The organism is Buttiauxella sp. AC142, from assembly GCF_979253435.1.
On record NZ_CEEDCH010000001.1, the window covers coordinates 2,289,050 to 2,306,596 of the forward strand.

The window sequence follows — 17,547 nt, forward strand, 5'->3', positions numbered from 1 at the left end:
TTATCCCCCCTACAACACCATTCCCGTAGGTCGGATAAGCGCAGCGTCATCCGACAACATTCGCCTAATTTTCCAGTCTAACCAGTCGCTTGATACACAGCAATAATCTCTGCGGCAATAGCCACGGCGATTTCTGCCGGGAGTTTCCCTTTCACATCTGGCAAACCCACCGGGCAGCGCAAGGTGCTGAGTTGCTGCTGCGTGATGCCTTTTCCCGCCAGGCGATACTCAAAACGCTGGCGTTTAGTCTGTGAGCCAATTAACCCCAGATAGCGGTAATCGCCACGTTTCAGTATCGCTTCGGTTAATTCCAGGTCGCGCGGGTGATGGTGCGTCATCACAATAAAATAGCTGTTCGCGGGTGCGGATTTCACCGCATCCAGCGGGTCTTCCGCCTGCCAGGTTTTTACCCCCGGCGGCACGGCAGCGAACATATCAGCACGTTCATCAACCCAGGTGATGTGACAAGGTAAGGTTGATAATAATGCCACCAGCGCCTGCCCGACGTGGCCTGCGCCAAAAACGATAATTTGCGGTTGCGGCTGAATCAGCGGTTCAAACAACACCGTGGTCATTCCACCGCAACACTGCCCTAGCCTGGCGCCGAGATTAAAATGTTCGGTATGCGGAGCGGTATTTTGCTTCTCCAGCATGTCACGGGCTGTGGCGATGCACTGGTATTCGAGATGCCCGCCGCCGATGGTGAGAAAAGTCTCTTCGCGCCCAACGATCATTTTGGTGCCGCAATTTCTCGGCACCGAGCCTTTGTCCGCCAGCAACGTCAGCAACACACACGGTTCACGGCGCTCATGCAACTGCATCAAGATGCGTATCCATTGATCGTTCATGGTGCCTCCTGACAACCCCAGAACACGCGTTCCGGGGTGGCGGGCGCGTCTAATAAAGGGTGTTTCTGGTAATTCGTCACACTCGCGACGGCATCCTGCAATGCACACCACACCGATATTCCCAGCATAAATGGCGGTTCGCCAACGGCTTTGGAACGATAAACGGTGTGCTGCGGGTTAGCGTGATTTTCCAGGAGATTCACCCGCAGATCGCATGGCACATCGCTAATCGCCGGGATTTTGTAGCTCATCGGGCTGTCGGTCAGCAGCCGCCCTTTTTCATCCCACACCAGCTCTTCGCAGGTCAGCCAGCCCGCGCCTTGCACAAAGCCGCCTTCGATTTGCCCGATATCCAGCGCCGGGTTTAGCGAACTCCCCACGTCATGCAGAATATCCGTGCGCAGCAGGCGATATTCCCCGGTCAGCGTGTCAATAATCACTTCCGAGCACGCCGCTCCGTATGAGAAGTAATAGAATGGCTGTCCGCGTCCGGCGGCGCGATCGTAATGAATACCCGGCACTTTGTAGAAACCCGTCGCCGAAAGCGGCACCTGGTTAAGCCACGCCAGGTTAGCAATTTCGTTGAATGTGAAATGTCGCCCTGCCGCTTTCACTACGCCGTTGCGAAATTCTACCTGTCCCGCTTCGCAATGGTGTAAACGGCAAAGCATCTCCACCAGCCGTTCTTTAATGGTGAGTGCCGCAATTTCCGCCGCTTTACCGTTAAGATCGGCACCGGATGACGCCGCGGTCGGCGAAGTATTAGGGACTTTGCCCGTATTCGTTGCCGTGACCTGAATCTGCTCGACAGGAATTTGCAGCACCTGCGCGACAACTTGCGCCACTTTGGTGTTCAGGCCTTGTCCCATCTCCGTACCGCCATGGTTAAGCTGCACGGTGCCATCGGTGTAAATCAGCAGTAACGCCCCCGCCTGATTCAGGAAACTGGAGGTAAACGAGATGCCGAACTTCACCGGGGTTAGCGCCAGCCCGCGTTTGAGTGCCGGGCTGCGGCGGTTAAACTCGCTGATTTGCGCACGACGGCTCTGGTAATCCGCGCTCACCTCAAGCTGACGGGTGATTTCCGGCATAATGTTGTGTTCAACAGTTTGGTGGTAGTGCGTCACGTTGCGTTCGGTGTCGCCGTAGTAATTGCGTTTGCGCACCTCCAGCGGGTCCAAACCCAGGTCGCGGGCAATGTGATCCATAATCTGTTCGATGGCGACCATGCCCTGCGGCCCGCCAAAACCCCGATACGCCGTATTCGACGCCAGATTTGTGCGGCAGCGATAACCCGTAACACGCGCATCCCCGAGGTAATAGGCGTTATCGGCGTGAAACATCGCCCGATCGCAGATCGATCCTGAGAGATCCAGCGAATAACCGCAGTTAGCCGCCAGATCGATGACTACGCCATTGAGCATCCCTTCACCCGTAAAACCAACATCGTAGCGGACAAAAAACGGATGCCGTTTACCGGTGATGCGCATATCGTCACGCCTGGATAAGCGCATTTTTGCCGGTTTTCCGGTCAATGCAGCCACCAGGGCAGCATGGCAGGCGATGCCCGCAGCCTGCGTTTCTTTGCCGCCGAATCCTCCGCCCATGCGGCGCATATCCACCGTGACTTTATTCATAGTGACGCCCAATACCGAGGCCACCAGCTTTTGCACTTCGGTTGGATGTTGAGTGGACGACCACACCGTCACGCTGCCGTCTTCACCGGGCTGTACGACAGCGATTTGCCCTTCGAGGTAAAAATGCTCCTGGCCGCCGATATGAAACTGCCCCTGAAGTCGATGCGCAGCCGCTGCCAGCGCAGAGTCTGCGTCACCGCGCTGATGAACATGCGGCTCTTGCACATACAGCTCGCGGCGCAATGCCTCTTCGACATCCAGCACGGGCTCAAGCACCTCATATTCAATTACCGCCTTGAGCGCCGCTGCGCGTGCGGCTTCCGGTGTTTGCGCCGCGACGGTTAATACAATCTGGCCGTGGTATTCCACCCGGTCGCGGGCAAACAGCGGGTCACCCGGTGCCAGCGGGCCGATATCCAGCTCTCCGGGGACATCCTTCCAGCTGAAAACTCGCTCAACACCCGGCACCGAATAACACGCGGACGTGTCGATGTTTAAAATTTTCGCATGAGCGTGTTGGCTGAGAACCGGGCACAGATGCAACATGCCCGGCAAGGTGAGTTTATCGTCGATATATTCCGCTTTGCCGCTGACGTGTTTATCCGCACTTTCATGTTTCAGGCTTTTGCCCGCGCCGCCGTTCATTTCACAGGTAAATTGTTCTATTAATGCCTGCTCAGACAAGCGCACCGGATTAGTTGACATAAGCGTTTACCTCCAGCGCATCGCTCGGTTCGTTATGTTGGAGAACCAGACGTGTTAAAAGATTCTGCGCAACTTTCAGACGGTAAATGCCTGAACCCCGGAAATCGGTTAACGGTTGGAAATCATTGGCCAGCGCTTCGCGGGCCAGCCCGACCGTCCGCTCATTTAAGGGTTGTCCGATAAACGCCAGCTCGGCACTTTTCGCCCGCGCCGGAACCGCCGCCATTCCCCCAAATGCCAGTTTTGCGGATTCCACAATTCCGTCTTTGACATGCAGATTAAACGCGCCAAATACCGTCGAAATATCGTCATCCATGCGTTTAGAAATCTTCCATGCGTTAAACGTCGGCGATATCGCTTCGCGTTCAATCACCACCGCGCTGATAAATTCACCTGGCTGCAAAGCAGTTTTACGATAGCTCAGGAAGAACTCATTGAGCGGCAGAACGCGGCTCGCCTCGCCACAGCGCAGTTCAAGCCTGGCTCCCAACGCCAGTAACATGGGCGCGCCATCGCCGATGGGCGAGGCATTCGCCAGGTTCCCGGCAAGCGTCGCGTGGTTGCGAATTTGCGGTGAGGCAAAACGTTCTAATACACGTGCAAACGCCGGGATCAGCGGCTGCAAGACCTGCTCACACCTCTGCAACGTCGCCATCGCCCCCAGCCGAATTTGATTTTCGCTGACGGTAATGGCTTTTAGTTCTTCGACCTGATTAAGGCCGATGATCAGCGGTAGCGTCTGGTATTGCTGGGTGATCGTCAGCGCCAGATCGGTGCCGCCCGCCAGCAGACGTGCCTGTGGGTTTTGCTGATAAAGCTCGGCCAGTTGCGCCTCGCTTTTCGGTAACAGGCAGCGGTTTAATTTGCGTAGCTCGCCCATCTGCGCTTGTTGCAGAGATTTCAGGCGTGCCACCGTTTGCGGTTCATCACGGCTGAACTGATCCTGCTCACATCCGGCACTCTTTTGCATCGCCTCGATAATCGGACGATAACCGGTGCAACGGCACAGATTCCCGGCGAGGTGTTTTTCAATCTCATGGCGCTGCGAGTGGCTCCTGGCTTTGTGCAGCGCGAAGCCGGACATCACAAAACCTGGGGTGCAAAAACCGCATTGCGATGCGTGGCAGTCCGCCATCGCCTGTTGAACCGGATGCAGTTTGTCGCCTTGCGCTAAATCTTCGACCGTCAGCAACTGCTTGCCATCCAACTGGCTGATGAGCGTGATGCAGCCGTTAGCCGTGTCATACCGCATTTTCTCGCCATCGACTTGCCCGAGCACCACGGAACACGCGCCACAATCCCCCGACGCGCACCCTTCTTTGCTACCGCAGCGATGTTCGCTCCCCCGCAGCCAGTTCAATACCGTGGTATTCGGATCAACATTGTCGAGCGTTTTTAAGGTTTGATTGAGCAAAAATTGAATCATGCCGCGACCTCCAGCGTGTCACGCGCCCACACGCATTTGCCGTTGACCCAGGTGTGCCAGACGTTGCGATCGTCGCCAAGCGTCATCAGCACGAACAGTTTTTCGAATATGTCGCGGCTATTGGCATGGCGCATTTTCTGTAGCGGCGATACCGCTAAGTCGAGCACCACGAAATCCGCTTCTTTGCCGGGTAAGAAATTGCCAATCTTATCGTCAAGATCTAACGCGTGAGCGCCGCCTAACGTGGCATGATAAAACGCTTCGCTTGCGCACAATCTGTAACCTTGCAACTGCGCGACTTTGTAAGCCTCCGCCAGGGTTTGCAGCATATTAAAGGTGGTGCCTGCGCCCACATCGGTGCCAATCCCCATGCGGATCCCACGCTCGTGGCACTGTTTTAAGTTAAACAGGCCGCTTCCCAGAAACAGGTTTGAAGTCGGGCAAAATGCAATGGCAGATTCGGTGCGGTGCAGGCAATCCCACTCGCAATCTTGCAGATGAATGGCGTGGGCAAAGACGCTACGTTTCCCGGTCAGTTTGTAGTGGTGATACACCCCAAGATAGCTTTCGGACTCGGGCCACAGGCTTTTCACCCATTCCACTTCCGCGCTGTTTTCACTCAGATGGGTATGCAGCCAGGTATCGGGGAATTCCTCGCGCAGCGTTTGCACGGCGGCGAGCAATTCAGGTGAAGAGGTAGGCGCAAAACGCGGGGTCAACGCATAGTTCAGACGCCCCTTTTTATGCCAGCGCTCAATGAGTTCGCGGGTCTGAAGATAGCTTTGCTCCGGTGTCTCAGTCAGATAGTCCGGCGCGTTGCGATCCATCATCACTTTCCCGGCAATCATGCGCATTGAGAGGTGCTCCGCCGCACTGAACAGAGCGTCTACCGATTGCGGATGCACAGTGCCAAACACTAATGCCGTGGTGGTGCCGTTGCTCAGAAGCTGGCTGAGGAAAAATGCCGACATTTTCGCGGCGTGCGAGCTGTCCTGGTACTGACTTTCCACCGGGAAGGTGTAGGTCTGGAGCCACTCAAGGAGCTGCTCGCCATAAGCGCCAATCATTTCGGTTTGCGGATAATGCAGATGCGTATCAACGAAACCTGGCAGGATCAGTTTGCCGCGATAATCGACATAGTCACTTTCGCCGCGCAGATGGAGACGCCCTTCTTCCCATGGCAACAGCGTGACGATAATGCCGTCGTTAAGAAATAACAGCCCATCTTCGTGATGACGAGCGTTTGCCAGTAATTCATCCGGGCGGGTTCCGGTTTGGGTGATGTCGAAAAACTGACCGCGCAATGCTTGCGTGTAATTAACTGTCATCGCCGTACCTGTAATGGGTTTGTGAAGAATGAGTTAACTATTGCAATGTTGATGCCATGTTGCCGTTTGGCTTTAATCGGTTTTATAACAGTAGCTTAGATTACATTTTGGGTTGTTGCGCAACATTCGCGCAACTTTAACACATGCAAACGGTTGCTATTTATCGCAATCGGTTGCCTTTCACCTTTGCGGACTGAGACCTCGAAAATGGCGAAAAAATCTGCGCGATGCTGGTGCAGCGCGAAACCCTTGCTGCACCAGCATTGCGCAAGGTCTGCCATACTAAAGTTCAATTATCGAAAATAGCGTTCGCGTGCTAAGGTATTACGACATAAAAAGCGTTGAGGAACAGTGAGATGATTATTCTGGTAACCGGCGCCACCGCCGGATTTGGTGAGAGCATTACCCGTCGTTTCGTCCAGCAAGGCCATAAAGTGATTGCTACCGGCCGCCGTCTGGAGCGCCTGCAAGAGCTGAAAGACGAACTGGGTGATAGCATCATTACGCTGCAACTTGATGTACGTAATCGCGCGGCTATCGAGCAAGCGATGGAACAACTGCCTGCCGAGTGGCGCAATATTGACGTGCTGGTGAATAACGCGGGCCTGGCGTTGGGTATGGAACCTGCTCATAAAGCTGACGCGGATGACTGGGAAACGATGATCGACACCAACAATAAAGGTCTGGTGTATATGACTCGCGCCGTGCTGCCAGGTATGGTGGAGCGTAATCGTGGTCACATTATCAATATCGGTTCGACTGCGGGAAGCTGGCCGTACGCAGGCGGTAACGTTTATGGCGCAACCAAGGCGTTTGTGCGCCAGTTCAGCCTGAATCTGCGTGCAGATCTGCATAAGACGGCTATTCGCGTAACGGATATTGAGCCGGGTCTGGTTGGCGGAACTGAGTTCTCAAATGTGCGTTTCAAAGGTGACGACGGCAAAGTCGAGAAAACCTACGAGAATGCCAATGCGCTGACGCCTGAAGATGTGACTGAAGCCGTTTGGTGGGTCGCGACATTACCGAAACACGTCAATATCAACACCCTTGAAATGATGCCTGTTAGCCAGTCGTTTGCGGGGCTTAGCGTTCACCGCGAAGGTTAATCGCTTTTCCTGATGCTTAGGGCTTTCAGTTATGGGCGACCGTGCAAATAAATGTTAAATTTGCACGGTTCTTCAACGATAAGAAAAAAACCATGTTACCGTCAACTTTGCTCAACCCCACTCAGCCTGTAAACCAACAAATCTACCGCATTTTGCGCCGTGATATTGTTCGTTGCCTGATTCCGCCTGGTACTCCGCTTTCTGAAAAAGAAGTGTCGATTCGCTTTGAAGTATCGCGCCAGCCGGTGCGTGAAGCCTTTATTAAACTGGCTGAAACGGGACTGGTGCAAATCCGCCCGCAGCGCGGTACGTATGTGAATAAGATTTCGGTCAGCCAGGTGAAGAACGGCTGTTTTGTGCGTGAAGCGATTGAACGTGCGGTGGCAAAACGTGCCGCGAGTATGGCGACGGATGAACACCTTTATATGCTCGAACAGTTGCTCAATCAGCAACGCACAGCCATTGACCGCAACCAACTGGATGATTTTTTCCAGTTAGATGACGAATTCCATGAGCAGTTAGCATTAGTAGCGGATTGCCGCCTGGCGTGGGAAACGGTCGAGAATATTAAAGCGACAATGGACAGGGTGCGCTATATGAGCCTTGAACACGTCTCTCCCCCGGAAATGTTACTCTCTCAGCATTACGATATTTTTGAAGCCCTGAAGCAGCATGATGAAAACGGCGTGGATCAGGCAATGCATCGCCATCTGCATGAGATAAGTCAGTCAATTTTGTTGATTCGTAACGAGAAGCGCGACTGGTTTACTGAAGAGTAAGTTTGAAATACTGCGCGTGAAGACTTGCATTCGTAGGTCGGATAAGCGCAGCGCCATCCGACATTTTCATCTGTAACAACAGCGTAAACGGTGGATGTCGCTCGCGCTAATCCACCCTACGAAACCACAAATTTAGAACTTAGCGACTGTCGCTTTCGCGCCGTTTTCACGCAGCGCCAGGTAAGATTCAATCACCTGATTAACGAATTTCGCGTTAGCAGGCAGGTCTTCACCAAAGATAGTTTTCAGCCCTAACAGAGCTTTAACGCGGGTTTCCCCTTCTTTGCTGGCAGCAACCGCTTGTTGGATAGCAGGCAATAATGGATCACTCACTTCGATAGCCGCGCCCTGCTCGTCCACACCACCGACATAACGCATCCAACCTGCAACGCCCAGCGCCAGCAGATTAAATTCGCTGCCGTTTGCCAGGTGCCAACGAATGGAGTCTAACCAACGCTGTGGCAATTTCTGGCTGCCGTCCATCGCGATTTGCCAGGTACGGTGACGCAGTGCCGGGTTGGTGTAACGCGCAATCAGTGAATCGGCATATTTTGCCAGGTCAACGCCCTGCACTTTCAAGGTTGGCGCTTGTTCCTGCAACATCAAAGCGTGTGCGGTACGACGGTAATTCTCATCCTGCATGCATTCAGAAATATGCTGATAACCTGCCAGGTAACCAAGGTATGCGAGGAATGAATGGCTACCGTTGAGCATACGCAATTTCATTTCTTCGTATGGCAGAACGTCGCTCACCAATTCCGCACCGGCTTTTTCCCACGCTGGGCGGCCCGCGACGAAGTTATCTTCGATAACCCACTGGCGGAACGGTTCACATGCCACAGCGGCAGGGTCAGCAACACCGGTCGCCTGAGCCACTTGTTCCAACGTTTCAGCCGTGACGGCTGGCACAATGCGGTCAACCATGGTGGATGGGAATGTCACATTCACCTTGATCCACTCCGCCAGTTCCGGGTTAATCGCCTGCGCGTACGCGGTAATAACATTGCGTGTGACGTGGCCGTTTTCCGGCATGTTGTCGCAGGACATCACGCTAAATGCTGGCAGACCAGCGGCTTTACGACGCGCCAGGGCTTCAACAATCACGCCCGGTGCAGATTTCGGCTGTTGCGGATTTGCGATGTCGTGCGCAATGAATGGGTGATCCAGCAAGATGGTGCCGGTTGCCGGAGTATGGCAATAGCCTTTTTCCGTCACGGTCAGGGAGACAATCGCCACTTCAGGTTGCGTCATGGCGGTGAACACGGCTTCCAGGCCATCGACCTGAGCGTGAATGGCGTTTTTCACCACACCCACCACCCGGCAATGCCATGCGTCGGCAGACATTTCAGCCACGCTATAAAGGTTGTCCTGCTGTTTTAAATCAGCAATTTGCTGCTCGCCACCAATCAGGTTAACTTCACAGTAACCCCAGTCGCTACCGTGATCGCTTGCCAGGATGTCAGCGTAAACTGCCTGATGAGCGCGATGGAAGGCGCCAAAACCGAGATGAACGATGCGTGATACCAGTTTGCTACGGTCATATTGAGGGACAATAGCTTTTGCAGATAAGAGCTTGTTTTCCATTTTGAAACTCGCTGTTTAGTAGCTGTGTAGTAACTTGGGGACCGCCACAGACTACCTGCTATGGTAGTCTGCATATTGATTTGCATTAAAGTTTTGTGCATTTGGTATGACACGAAATCAAAGGTGTATAACAACTCACATTTATGACATTGATGAGTTATCGCATCAGTGGCACAGGCATCGTTGTTTTAGTTGTGTCAACTTTTGACTCAAGCCATAACTTTTCGTAGCTATAACCCGTTAAGTCCTCAACAACTTTTCGTGTTTCAAGATCAACATCTTTCTTGGCACCATTTGCTTTAAGGCGTTCAACTTCATCAACAAAAATTTTGTGAGTGCGTTTATTCAAACGGAACGTAAGCGCCTGCCAAAAAGCCAATATAAGCAGTCCTGCTGTGCCAGCAAACAACAGCGTTGCAATCATGTTTACTGCCTGTTCAGGCTGGATCTGACTGCCCTTCACAAAACCGCCAAACTGCAACAACACACCGACAATAAAGGTTGCAATCGCAACGGTTGTTTTACGGGAAAACGTCATTACCGCTGCAAATAAACCTTCGCGACGTTGGCGAGTGATCATTTCGTCGATGTCAGGAATAAACGGGAACACATTCCAGGGAGTGAATTCCAGTACACAGCGCCCTACCTGGTAAACCGCAGCCAGTATGACCAACAGCGTAATTTTGTTTTCAGTCGGGAATTGATAGACCATAAACAAGCCAACCAGACACAACATCATGACGCTATACGCGAATACATAAAGCCGGGACGGGCCATATTTAATGATTGCCATCCCCGCAACTAATGTGACAGGCAAACCAACGATACTCATGGACAGCAATGTTCCAGCCAATGAAGAGGAAACATTCAGGCAATATACGCAGAAGAAAACAAATACTGTGTTATAAACATCTTTTGCTGTGAATGAGAGTAAATAAATAGCCAGGTGTTTTCTGAAGGCTCTGACTTTAAGTGTGCTGGCATATTCTTTGAATAAACGCCCTACAGCAATAACTCTGCCGGAGAAAGTCGTAACTTTTCTTGGTTGTTCAAGTTCGGCTAGCATTTCAGGTGTTAATTCACGTTCCCAGGTCACTTTCCAGGAGATGAATACGCATAACATAAACAAAACTGCGAACACCACACCATTAATCAAATAAGCATTTGCATCATGCTCACCATAGTGGCTAATTAACAACCCTGGAATAAATGTTGCCAGGAAAGTGCCTGATGCGGAAAAGAACATTCGACAGGTTGATAGTTTTGTACGAGAGTTAAAATCTTTAGTCATTTCTGACGGTAATGTTTCCCATGGTATAAGAACCATCGCCGCAATAATTTCAAAGGCTAGATAAACAGCCAAATAAAAACCAAAGTTCATACCATTTACCCACAGAAGTGAGTAAACCAGCATCAATGGCGCACCAATTAACAAGAAGAAACGTCTACGACCAAATTTCTTACCTAAATAATTCTTGTAAAAATGATCGGTAAAACTGCCCATAAACAAACTAACAATTGCATCGACAATCCTGGCGATAGCAACAATTGAAGCTGCTTCCACTGGAGACAGGCCAACAAATGTAGTATAGAAAAATAATAACCAGGCGCCTATAACGGTAAAAGCGCCGCCTCCCATGATATCAGTTACGCCGTAGCCAATACTGACAGGAATTGAAATTTTTTTATTAGTACGAGACATGTTCTATCCTCAATACGTAGGGAGTGATCAAAATCCAAAATAGTTTTTGGCATTATCGTGACAGACATTTCTTATAATTTTTGATAGCACTTTTTTATTGTCAGGAATCTCTCCATTCTCTACCCAACTACCAATAAGGTTGCAGAGTATGCGACGGAAATAATCATGGCGAGTATAGGAAATAAAACTTCGTGAATCGGTCAACATGCCAATAAAATTCATCAACAGCCCTTGGTCGGCTAGACAATTCAATTGGTTTTCCATACCTCGGCGAGTATCGTTGAACCACCAACCAGAACCAAACTGGATCGGTGATTTAATACCATCTTCACCTGACTGGAAGTTAGCTATCGCCGTTGCCACAACATCGTTGTAACTTGCGTTGAGGTTGTAGATGATAGTTTTAGATAACGAATCATTTTGAGCCATTGCGTCTAAGAGACCGTTCAACCCCTGAGCCAAGTGACACTGATCGCTAATTGAATCAAATCCTGTATTAATACCTAATGCATTTTTCATTCGGGTATTGTTACTTCGGATTGCCCCAAAATGAATTTGCATGGCCCAGTCATGTTTTTTGTAAAGTTTCGCTAGCATGATAAATATAGCACTGCTGAGAATAGTGCATTCTTTCTGATTAAGTTCCGCCCCTTTTATTTTACGTGTAAAAATAATATCAACTTCCGCTTCTGAGGCGAATAAGTACCGAATATCCATTGGGCCATAATCAGAAACTCGGCATCCCACTTCGTGAAACCACTCAACTCTTTTACCAATGGCTTTACTAAAACTTGAAAAATCACGAACATCAATTGATGTTAACTCGGTTAACTTATCAATGAAGTTTATAAATAGCTGTGAGTCTTCCTCAAAAATCTCATCTGGGCGAAATGTGGGTAATACTTTAGTGGTGAAGGTAGCGTCTTCTTGTAATCGCCTATGGTATTCCAACGAGTCCAGTGGTGAATCTGTAGTGCAAATAACTTCAACATTTGAGCGGCTAATTAATTGACGTGGTTTAAAATCATCCTGACAAAGTAGTTTATTGCAGGAGTCCATTATCTCATGCCAATTATGAGAATCTAAATTTTCTTCAACGCCAAAATAAAATTGGAGTTCGAGGTGCGTCCAATGATAGAGCGGATTACCATAACTGGATTCAACCGTTTCAGCCCATACCCGAAATTTCTCTTCTGGACTCGCGTTACCCGTGATTTTTTCTTCAGGAATACCATTAGCGCGCATTGCGCGCCATTTATAATGATCACCTGATAGCCAAAGTTGTGTGATATCAGAAAAAGATTTATTTTCGTAAATATCTTTAGCATCAAGGTGACAATGATAATCAATCACTGGCAGTAATTTCGCCACTTCAGAATATAATTCACACCCTACTTCATTATTAATCATGAAACGATCGTTGATGAAACTCATGATGCTTCTCCATTGTTCATCTTATGGCTATTCAAATTTAATTTAATGAGGGGATTACCAATTCCACAAAGTGCCATCTTCAAGGCGGGCCACCGGCAGATACGCAGGTTCGTAGGGATATTTCGCGGCCAGTTTTTCATCGAACTCAATACCAATACCGGGCTTATCACCGGGGTGCATGAATCCATTATCAAACGTCCAGTTATGCGGGAATACTTCCAGCATTTGTTCGGAATAGCCCATGTATTCTTGCACGCCAAAGTTCGGGACCCAGAGGTCAAAATGCAGCGCGGCGGCCATACAAACTGGAGACAGGTCGGACGGGCCGTGTGAGCCGGTTCGCACCTGGTATAACGAGGCGAAATCCGCAATGCGGCGCATGCCGGTGATGCCACCCGCGTGAGTAATCGTGGTGCGGATATAGTCGATTAGCTGCTCTTCGATAAGCTGTTTGCAATCCCAGATGCTATTAAAGACTTCGCCGACGGCAATCGGGGTTACGGTGTGCTGGCGAATCAGACGGAAGCATTCCTGGTTTTCGGCAGGCGTCGGGTCTTCCATCCAGAACAGGCGGTGATCCTCGATGCTTTTACCAAAACGCGCGGCTTCGATTGGCGTCAGACGATGGTGCATGTCGTGTAGCAAATGTTCGTCGAAGCCAAACTTGTTGCGCACGGCCTCGAATAATTTGGGGGTGAAATCGAGATATTTTTCCGTTGACCATAACTGCTCCTCGGGCCAGTCACCTTTGGTTGCGGGTTCGTACGCCAGCCCTTTGCCTTTTGCCATACCGTAGGTTGTTTTCATGCCCGGCACGCCGCACTGCACACGTATCGCTTTAAAACCCTGCTCTTTATGCCGGGCGTAGTCTTCCAGCACATCATCAATGGAATGACCGGTGGTGTGGCAGTAAACCATCACGCCTTCGCGGGAGGCTCCGCCCAACAATTGATACAGCGGCATGTTGGCGGCTTTCGCTTTAATGTCCCACAACGCGACGTCGACTGCAGAAATCGCCGACATCGTCACCGGCCCGCGACGCCAGTAAGCGCCTTTGTAGAAGAACTGCCAGATATCTTCAATACGATGCGCATCACGCCCCACCAGTTGCGGGCAAACGTGGTCTTTCAGATAGGACGCAACCGACAATTCGCGGCCATTTAAGGTGGCATCGCCCAGTCCGGTGATCCCATTGTCTGTCGTAATTTTCAGCGTGACAAAGTTCCGTCCAGGACACGTCACAAACACTTCTGCTTTTACAATTTTCATTCAGGTTCCCTTACTACACATCAGATAATGGGTGTTCAATGAGTGTGAAATTAAACTTCAAAATACTACCATACAAGTATGTAGATCGAATTTTGACGGACTGAGTCACAATTATTTTGTGACTCTTGCAAGGGGTTACATCAGAGGAGTTAAGGGAAATGAATGATTTTTAGAGAAAAAAGAGGAATTAATCAGGCCCGGCCCCAGCCAGCGACGATAATCAACATGCCGCAGAAGGCAACCGATGCCCCTATCCAGTCGTAGGCACTTAATTTGATGCCATCAACCACACGTAACCATAACAACGCGGTCACGACATAAACGCCACCGTAAGCGGCATACACACGCCCACTGGCTGCCGGATGGAGCGTCAACAACCAGACGAACATCGCCAGTGATAATGCTGCCGGGATCAGCAGGAATGCAGAGCCTTCGCGCTTTAACCACAGCCAGGGTAAAAAGCAGCCAATGATTTCGGCCAGAGCCGTTGCAAAAAATAACAAGGTTGTTTTGATCATATTGAACGTTGTCTGGGATAATGAGGTCAAATGTGCACCATCTGGTACGCATTGCGCACCGTGGTATATTTATAAGCTGCAAAATACTCTAAAGGAAACCGCAATGAACACAATCCTTCGCAAATATCTGTCGGTGGCTATGCCGCTGGCATTATTGCTGAGTGCGTTTGCGTTTGTCCAACCCGCGAATGCTCAGACCAATAAACTGATTATCGAGTCGGGTGACAATGCGCAAACTCGCCAGGATGCGGCGATGGACAAAGAGCAATGGAATGACACTCGCTCTCTGCGCCAGAAAGTTAACAAACGCGCCGAAAAAGAATGGGACAAAACCGACGTCGCTTTTGATGCCCAGGACAATTGCCAGAAAAGCGCTAACGTCAACGCTTATTGGGAACCCAATACCCTGCGTTGCCTTGACCGCCGCACCGGTCGCGTTGTCGCTCCGTAACTGCACGACGTTAATCAATAAGGCTTCTTAAGAGAAGCCTTATGTCTTTGAAAGGAATTCAAATGAGCCAGGAACTCCCCATTAAACTTCGCCCGCTTGAGCGTGAAGATCTGCGTTTCGTTCATCAGCTTGATAACAATGCCAGCGTGATGCGCTATTGGTTTGAAGAGCCTTACGAGGCATTTGTCGAGCTGTCGGATCTTTATGACAAACATATTCACGATCAGAGCGAGCGTCGTTTTGTCATCGAATGTAATGGCGAAAAAGCAGGCCTGGTGGAACTGGTCGAAATCAACCATGTTCATCGCCGTGCCGAATTCCAGATAATCATCTCGCCTGATTATCAGGGCAAAGGCCTGGCATCACGTGCCGCAAAGCTTGCGATGGATTACGGATTTATGGTGCTCAATCTGTACAAGCTGTATTTGATTGTTGATAAAGAGAATGAAAAAGCCGTGCACATCTATAAGAAGCTCGGCTTTATGGTGGAAGGTGAGTTAATCCACGAGTTCTTTATCAATGGAGAATATCGCAACACAATTCGGATGTGCATTTTCCAGCATCAATATCTGGCGGGGCACAAAACTGCGGGCAATATTTTAAAACCGACTGCGCAGTAACCGAAACCCTGGCCCCCTGAAAGTGAGCGTGGTGCCAGGGTCTGGCGGCGGTTACGCCAGGTTCAGTGTCGCGCGATGTTTCGCGGATTCCATGCCCAGCTCAATCATTTCCATTACCTGAATGGCCTGCGCGGCAGGAACCGGGTTCTCACCGTGGCCCGTGAGTGCATCACGAATCCCCGCGTAGTAAGCCGGATAATTACCCGGCACGGTCAGCAACGTTTGCTCCGCCATCACCTCACCCTGCGCTAGCGTTAACACACCGTCGCGCATATCGTAACCCCAGTCTTCCTGCGGTAAACGCTCGCCCGCTTTCAGGCGATCTTCCTGTGGGTCGAGGCCATATTTGATGTAACTGCCACGCGCGCCATGCACGATGTAGCGTGCTGTTTCTGCTGCTGCCAACAAAGTGCCGTGCAGCACAACGCGACGCTGCGGATACGCCAGCACGGCATGGAAGTAATCCGTCGCCTGAGCGCCTGGGCGCAGTTGGCCTAAATCCACCGTCAGGCTGACAGGCAGTCCAAAAAGATTCAATGCCTGGTCAATAAGATGTGGGCCTAAGTCATACCAAATCCCGCTCCCAACGCCCGCCTGCTCGCGCCAGCGGTTACGTACCTGTGGACGATAGCGGTCAAAATGAGATTCAAAATAGGCCACTTCACCCAACGTACCGTCAGCCAGCAGCGCTTTTACGGTTAAGAAATCACTGTCCCAACGGCGGTTGTGGAAGACAGAAAGCAATAAGCCACAGCTTTTCGCCAGTGCATCCAGTTCACGTGCTTGTGACAACGTCACGGTAAAGGGTTTATCGACAACGACATGTTTACCGGCTTCAAGCGCTGCTTTTGCCAGCGGGAAGTGGGTGTCGTTTGGGGTGGGAATGACGATTAAGTCGATATTTGGATCATTAAACAGATGATGAGGATCAGAGACTACCGGCATGTTTGGCCAGTCAGCATGAACTTTCGTGGCATCGCTGCTGGAAACACCGGCCAGAACCATGCCTGGTGTACCGACAATTAATGGCGCATGAAAAGTCTTACTGGCGTAACCGTAACCGATTAATCCGACACGAATGCTATCACTCATTTGCTTTCCTCATAATTTTGGACGACCTATTTGACACCACCCCTGTAATTGTAACAACAGGTAATTATATTGTTGCGAGCTAGTTGCACACTTACCAAACACCAGACAATTCGCGGGTGTCAGGAGGGTCAGGTGATGGCGTATGTGATGATGAAAACTCCTAAAAAGTCAATATCACGCTTTCTCCTGCAATAAAAACATGTATTTCCGTTTATTATTCATGCAAGTCAGAATCACCGCGTACCGCTTATTTTCTCTTTTGTATGGATAACCGCCTCTCATGACCGCTCTAGATTATTTAATGAAATTTCGCAAAATCAGCTCATCCGAAAGCCTGGAAAAACTCTTCGACCATCTTAATTACACTCTGACCGATAATAATGAATTGATGAATATGTATCGTGCTGCCGATCATCGTCGGGCTGAATTGGTTTCCGGTGGACGGCTGTTTGATTTAGGTTGTGTGCCAAAATCCGTCTGGCGATATGTGCTGTAACGCAGCTTGCGGTAGCAAAGCGTTAAAAAAACCTTATAATCCTCCCGCCTTATGAATCTCATAAGGAAAGTCTTATTCTTTTTCGGGAGGTAACATGACGACAACGCAATTTCCTGGGGGAGCCCCCCGCATTGCAGGCTGGCTTCTTGCCCCTCTCGCCTGGCTTCTGATGACCTTACTCAGCAGCAGTATTGCCCTCGCCATTTATCTTATGATGCTCATCTCCCCAGAAAGCCATCGACTTATGAGCGCGCAAGGCCCCAAAATGGTGATGTTTTGGTACACCTCGATTGCCTGCGCAATTGCCATGTGGGGTTATACCGTGTGGTTGACTATCGCCTTCTTTAAACGTCGTAAGAATGTGGTCCGTCATTATATTCTTTGGTTATTGCTGTCGGTGTTGTTAGCGGTTAAAGCCTTCGCGTTTTCCCCAGTGAGTGACGATCTGGCATTACGTCAGCTGATGTTCCCGCTGTTAGCTGCGGCTTTGTTGGTCCCGTACCTCAAGCGTTCGCAACGCGTGAAGCAGACATTTATCAACCCGTAGTTTCG

The 17,547-nt window shown here is 50.3% G+C and carries 16 protein-coding genes; 6 read left to right on the plus strand and 10 right to left on the minus strand.

The window, feature by feature from the left end; translation table 11 throughout:
* Positions 1–77: 77 nt before the first annotated feature.
* Genes xdhC through guaD form a run of 4 tightly spaced genes read right to left on the minus strand, consistent with a single transcriptional unit; the run spans position 78 to position 5,944 of the window.
* A complete protein-coding gene (gene xdhC / locus AC0IWZ_RS10530; RefSeq protein WP_410372901.1) occupies positions 78–848 on the minus strand; it encodes a xanthine dehydrogenase accessory protein XdhC in 771 nt (256 codons plus the stop codon).
* Complete coding sequence (gene xdhB, locus AC0IWZ_RS10535; protein WP_471679064.1) at positions 845–3,130, minus strand: xanthine dehydrogenase molybdopterin binding subunit; 2,286 nt, start codon at positions 3,128–3,130, stop codon at positions 845–847. The genes xdhC and xdhB overlap by 4 nt, the downstream gene beginning before the upstream one ends.
* A 49-nt stretch (positions 3,131–3,179) precedes the next feature.
* Positions 3,180–4,616, minus strand: a complete 1,437-nt coding sequence (gene xdhA / locus AC0IWZ_RS10540) for a xanthine dehydrogenase small subunit (RefSeq protein ID WP_471677379.1) — start codon at positions 4,614–4,616, stop codon at positions 3,180–3,182.
* On the minus strand, positions 4,613–5,944 hold the full coding sequence (gene guaD, locus AC0IWZ_RS10545) for a guanine deaminase (RefSeq protein WP_471677378.1): 1,332 nt from the start codon (positions 5,942–5,944) through the stop codon (positions 4,613–4,615). Before guaD ends, xdhA begins: the two co-directional genes overlap by 4 nt.
* Positions 5,945–6,300: 356 nt before the next feature.
* Between guaD and ydfG the strand changes: the two genes are divergently transcribed.
* Positions 6,301–7,050 carry a bifunctional NADP-dependent 3-hydroxy acid dehydrogenase/3-hydroxypropionate dehydrogenase YdfG gene (ydfG, locus tag AC0IWZ_RS10550; RefSeq protein WP_034495742.1) on the plus strand — a complete coding sequence of 250 codons (750 nt, stop codon included), beginning with the start codon at positions 6,301–6,303 and terminating at the stop codon, positions 7,048–7,050.
* A 92-nt stretch (positions 7,051–7,142) separates the two neighbouring features.
* Positions 7,143–7,829: a GntR family transcriptional regulator gene (locus AC0IWZ_RS10555; RefSeq protein WP_034495743.1), complete on the plus strand. Its 687-nt coding sequence runs from the start codon at positions 7,143–7,145 to the stop codon at positions 7,827–7,829.
* Between the two features lie 132 nt (positions 7,830–7,961).
* Here AC0IWZ_RS10555 and AC0IWZ_RS10560 read toward each other — a convergent pair whose 3' ends face one another.
* The 5 genes from AC0IWZ_RS10560 to AC0IWZ_RS10580 all read right to left on the minus strand — a co-directional run bounded on the left by AC0IWZ_RS10560 (position 7,962) and on the right by AC0IWZ_RS10580 (position 14,336).
* A complete protein-coding gene (locus AC0IWZ_RS10560; protein WP_471677377.1) occupies positions 7,962–9,413 on the minus strand; it encodes a mannitol dehydrogenase family protein in 1,452 nt (483 codons plus the stop codon).
* Between the two features lie 157 nt (positions 9,414–9,570).
* Positions 9,571–11,115, minus strand: coding sequence for an MFS transporter (locus tag AC0IWZ_RS10565; protein ID WP_471677376.1), 1,545 nt, complete (start codon positions 11,113–11,115; stop codon positions 9,571–9,573).
* Positions 11,116–11,142: 27 nt separating this feature from the next.
* Positions 11,143–12,549 (minus strand): glucuronate isomerase, encoded by a 1,407-nt coding sequence (gene uxaC, locus AC0IWZ_RS10570; protein WP_471677375.1) that lies wholly within the window; start codon positions 12,547–12,549, stop codon positions 11,143–11,145.
* A 54-nt stretch (positions 12,550–12,603) separates the two neighbouring features.
* Complete coding sequence (rspA, locus tag AC0IWZ_RS10575; RefSeq protein WP_471680499.1) at positions 12,604–13,818, minus strand: starvation-sensing protein RspA; 1,215 nt, start codon at positions 13,816–13,818, stop codon at positions 12,604–12,606.
* 191 nt (positions 13,819–14,009) lie between these two features.
* The gene (locus AC0IWZ_RS10580; RefSeq protein ID WP_115631825.1) at positions 14,010–14,336 is read right to left on the minus strand and encodes a YnfA family protein; all 327 of its coding nucleotides are present in this window, start codon (positions 14,334–14,336) and stop codon (positions 14,010–14,012) included.
* Positions 14,337–14,439: 103 nt separating this feature from the next.
* Here AC0IWZ_RS10580 and AC0IWZ_RS10585 point away from each other — a divergent pair, with 103 nt between their 5' ends.
* Both AC0IWZ_RS10585 and speG read left to right on the plus strand, forming a co-directional pair.
* Entirely contained in the window at positions 14,440–14,787 is a 348-nt protein-coding gene (locus AC0IWZ_RS10585; protein ID WP_034495751.1) for a DUF1283 family protein, read from the plus strand.
* Between the two features lie 62 nt (positions 14,788–14,849).
* Entirely contained in the window at positions 14,850–15,407 is a 558-nt protein-coding gene (gene speG, locus AC0IWZ_RS10590) for a spermidine N1-acetyltransferase (RefSeq protein WP_034495752.1), read from the plus strand.
* A 51-nt stretch (positions 15,408–15,458) separates the two neighbouring features.
* Here speG and AC0IWZ_RS10595 read toward each other — a convergent pair whose 3' ends face one another.
* Positions 15,459–16,499: an oxidoreductase gene (locus AC0IWZ_RS10595; protein WP_471677374.1), complete on the minus strand. Its 1,041-nt coding sequence runs from the start codon at positions 16,497–16,499 to the stop codon at positions 15,459–15,461.
* Between the two features lie 280 nt (positions 16,500–16,779).
* Here AC0IWZ_RS10595 and ydgT point away from each other — a divergent pair, with 280 nt between their 5' ends.
* The gene (gene ydgT, locus AC0IWZ_RS10600) at positions 16,780–16,995 is read left to right on the plus strand and encodes a transcription modulator YdgT (RefSeq protein ID WP_034495755.1); all 216 of its coding nucleotides are present in this window, start codon (positions 16,780–16,782) and stop codon (positions 16,993–16,995) included.
* Between the two features lie 94 nt (positions 16,996–17,089).
* A complete protein-coding gene (locus AC0IWZ_RS10605) occupies positions 17,090–17,542 on the plus strand; it encodes a DUF2569 domain-containing protein (RefSeq protein WP_471677373.1) in 453 nt (150 codons plus the stop codon).
* Positions 17,543–17,547 lie beyond the last annotated feature (5 nt).

Excerpts from the sequence above, each read along its gene's own strand:
- AC0IWZ_RS10560 (WP_471677377.1), bottom strand. The coding sequence starts at position 9,413 with ATGGAAAACAAGCTCTTATCTGCAAAAGCTATTGTCCCTCAATATGAC.
- ydfG (WP_034495742.1), top strand. The coding sequence starts at position 6,301 with ATGATTATTCTGGTAACCGGCGCCACCGCCGGATTTGGTGAGAGCATT.
- AC0IWZ_RS10565 (WP_471677376.1), bottom strand. The coding sequence starts at position 11,115 with ATGTCTCGTACTAATAAAAAAATTTCAATTCCTGTCAGTATTGGCTAC.
- ydgT (WP_034495755.1), top strand. The coding sequence starts at position 16,780 with ATGACCGCTCTAGATTATTTAATGAAATTTCGCAAAATCAGCTCATCC.
- xdhA (WP_471677379.1), bottom strand. The coding sequence starts at position 4,616 with ATGATTCAATTTTTGCTCAATCAAACCTTAAAAACGCTCGACAATGTT.
- xdhB (WP_471679064.1), bottom strand. The coding sequence starts at position 3,130 with ATGAACGGCGGCGCGGGCAAAAGCCTGAAACATGAAAGTGCGGATAAA.
- uxaC (WP_471677375.1), bottom strand. The coding sequence starts at position 12,549 with ATGAGTTTCATCAACGATCGTTTCATGATTAATAATGAAGTAGGGTGT.
- AC0IWZ_RS10555 (WP_034495743.1), top strand. The coding sequence starts at position 7,143 with ATGTTACCGTCAACTTTGCTCAACCCCACTCAGCCTGTAAACCAACAA.
- xdhC (WP_410372901.1), bottom strand. The coding sequence starts at position 848 with ATGAACGATCAATGGATACGCATCTTGATGCAGTTGCATGAGCGCCGT.
- guaD (WP_471677378.1), bottom strand. The coding sequence starts at position 5,944 with ATGACAGTTAATTACACGCAAGCATTGCGCGGTCAGTTTTTCGACATC.
- AC0IWZ_RS10580 (WP_115631825.1), bottom strand. The coding sequence starts at position 14,336 with ATGATCAAAACAACCTTGTTATTTTTTGCAACGGCTCTGGCCGAAATC.
- AC0IWZ_RS10595 (WP_471677374.1), bottom strand. The coding sequence starts at position 16,499 with ATGAGTGATAGCATTCGTGTCGGATTAATCGGTTACGGTTACGCCAGT.
- rspA (WP_471680499.1), bottom strand. The coding sequence starts at position 13,818 with ATGAAAATTGTAAAAGCAGAAGTGTTTGTGACGTGTCCTGGACGGAAC.
- AC0IWZ_RS10585 (WP_034495751.1), top strand. The coding sequence starts at position 14,440 with ATGAACACAATCCTTCGCAAATATCTGTCGGTGGCTATGCCGCTGGCA.
- speG (WP_034495752.1), top strand. The coding sequence starts at position 14,850 with ATGAGCCAGGAACTCCCCATTAAACTTCGCCCGCTTGAGCGTGAAGAT.
- AC0IWZ_RS10605 (WP_471677373.1), top strand. The coding sequence starts at position 17,090 with ATGACGACAACGCAATTTCCTGGGGGAGCCCCCCGCATTGCAGGCTGG.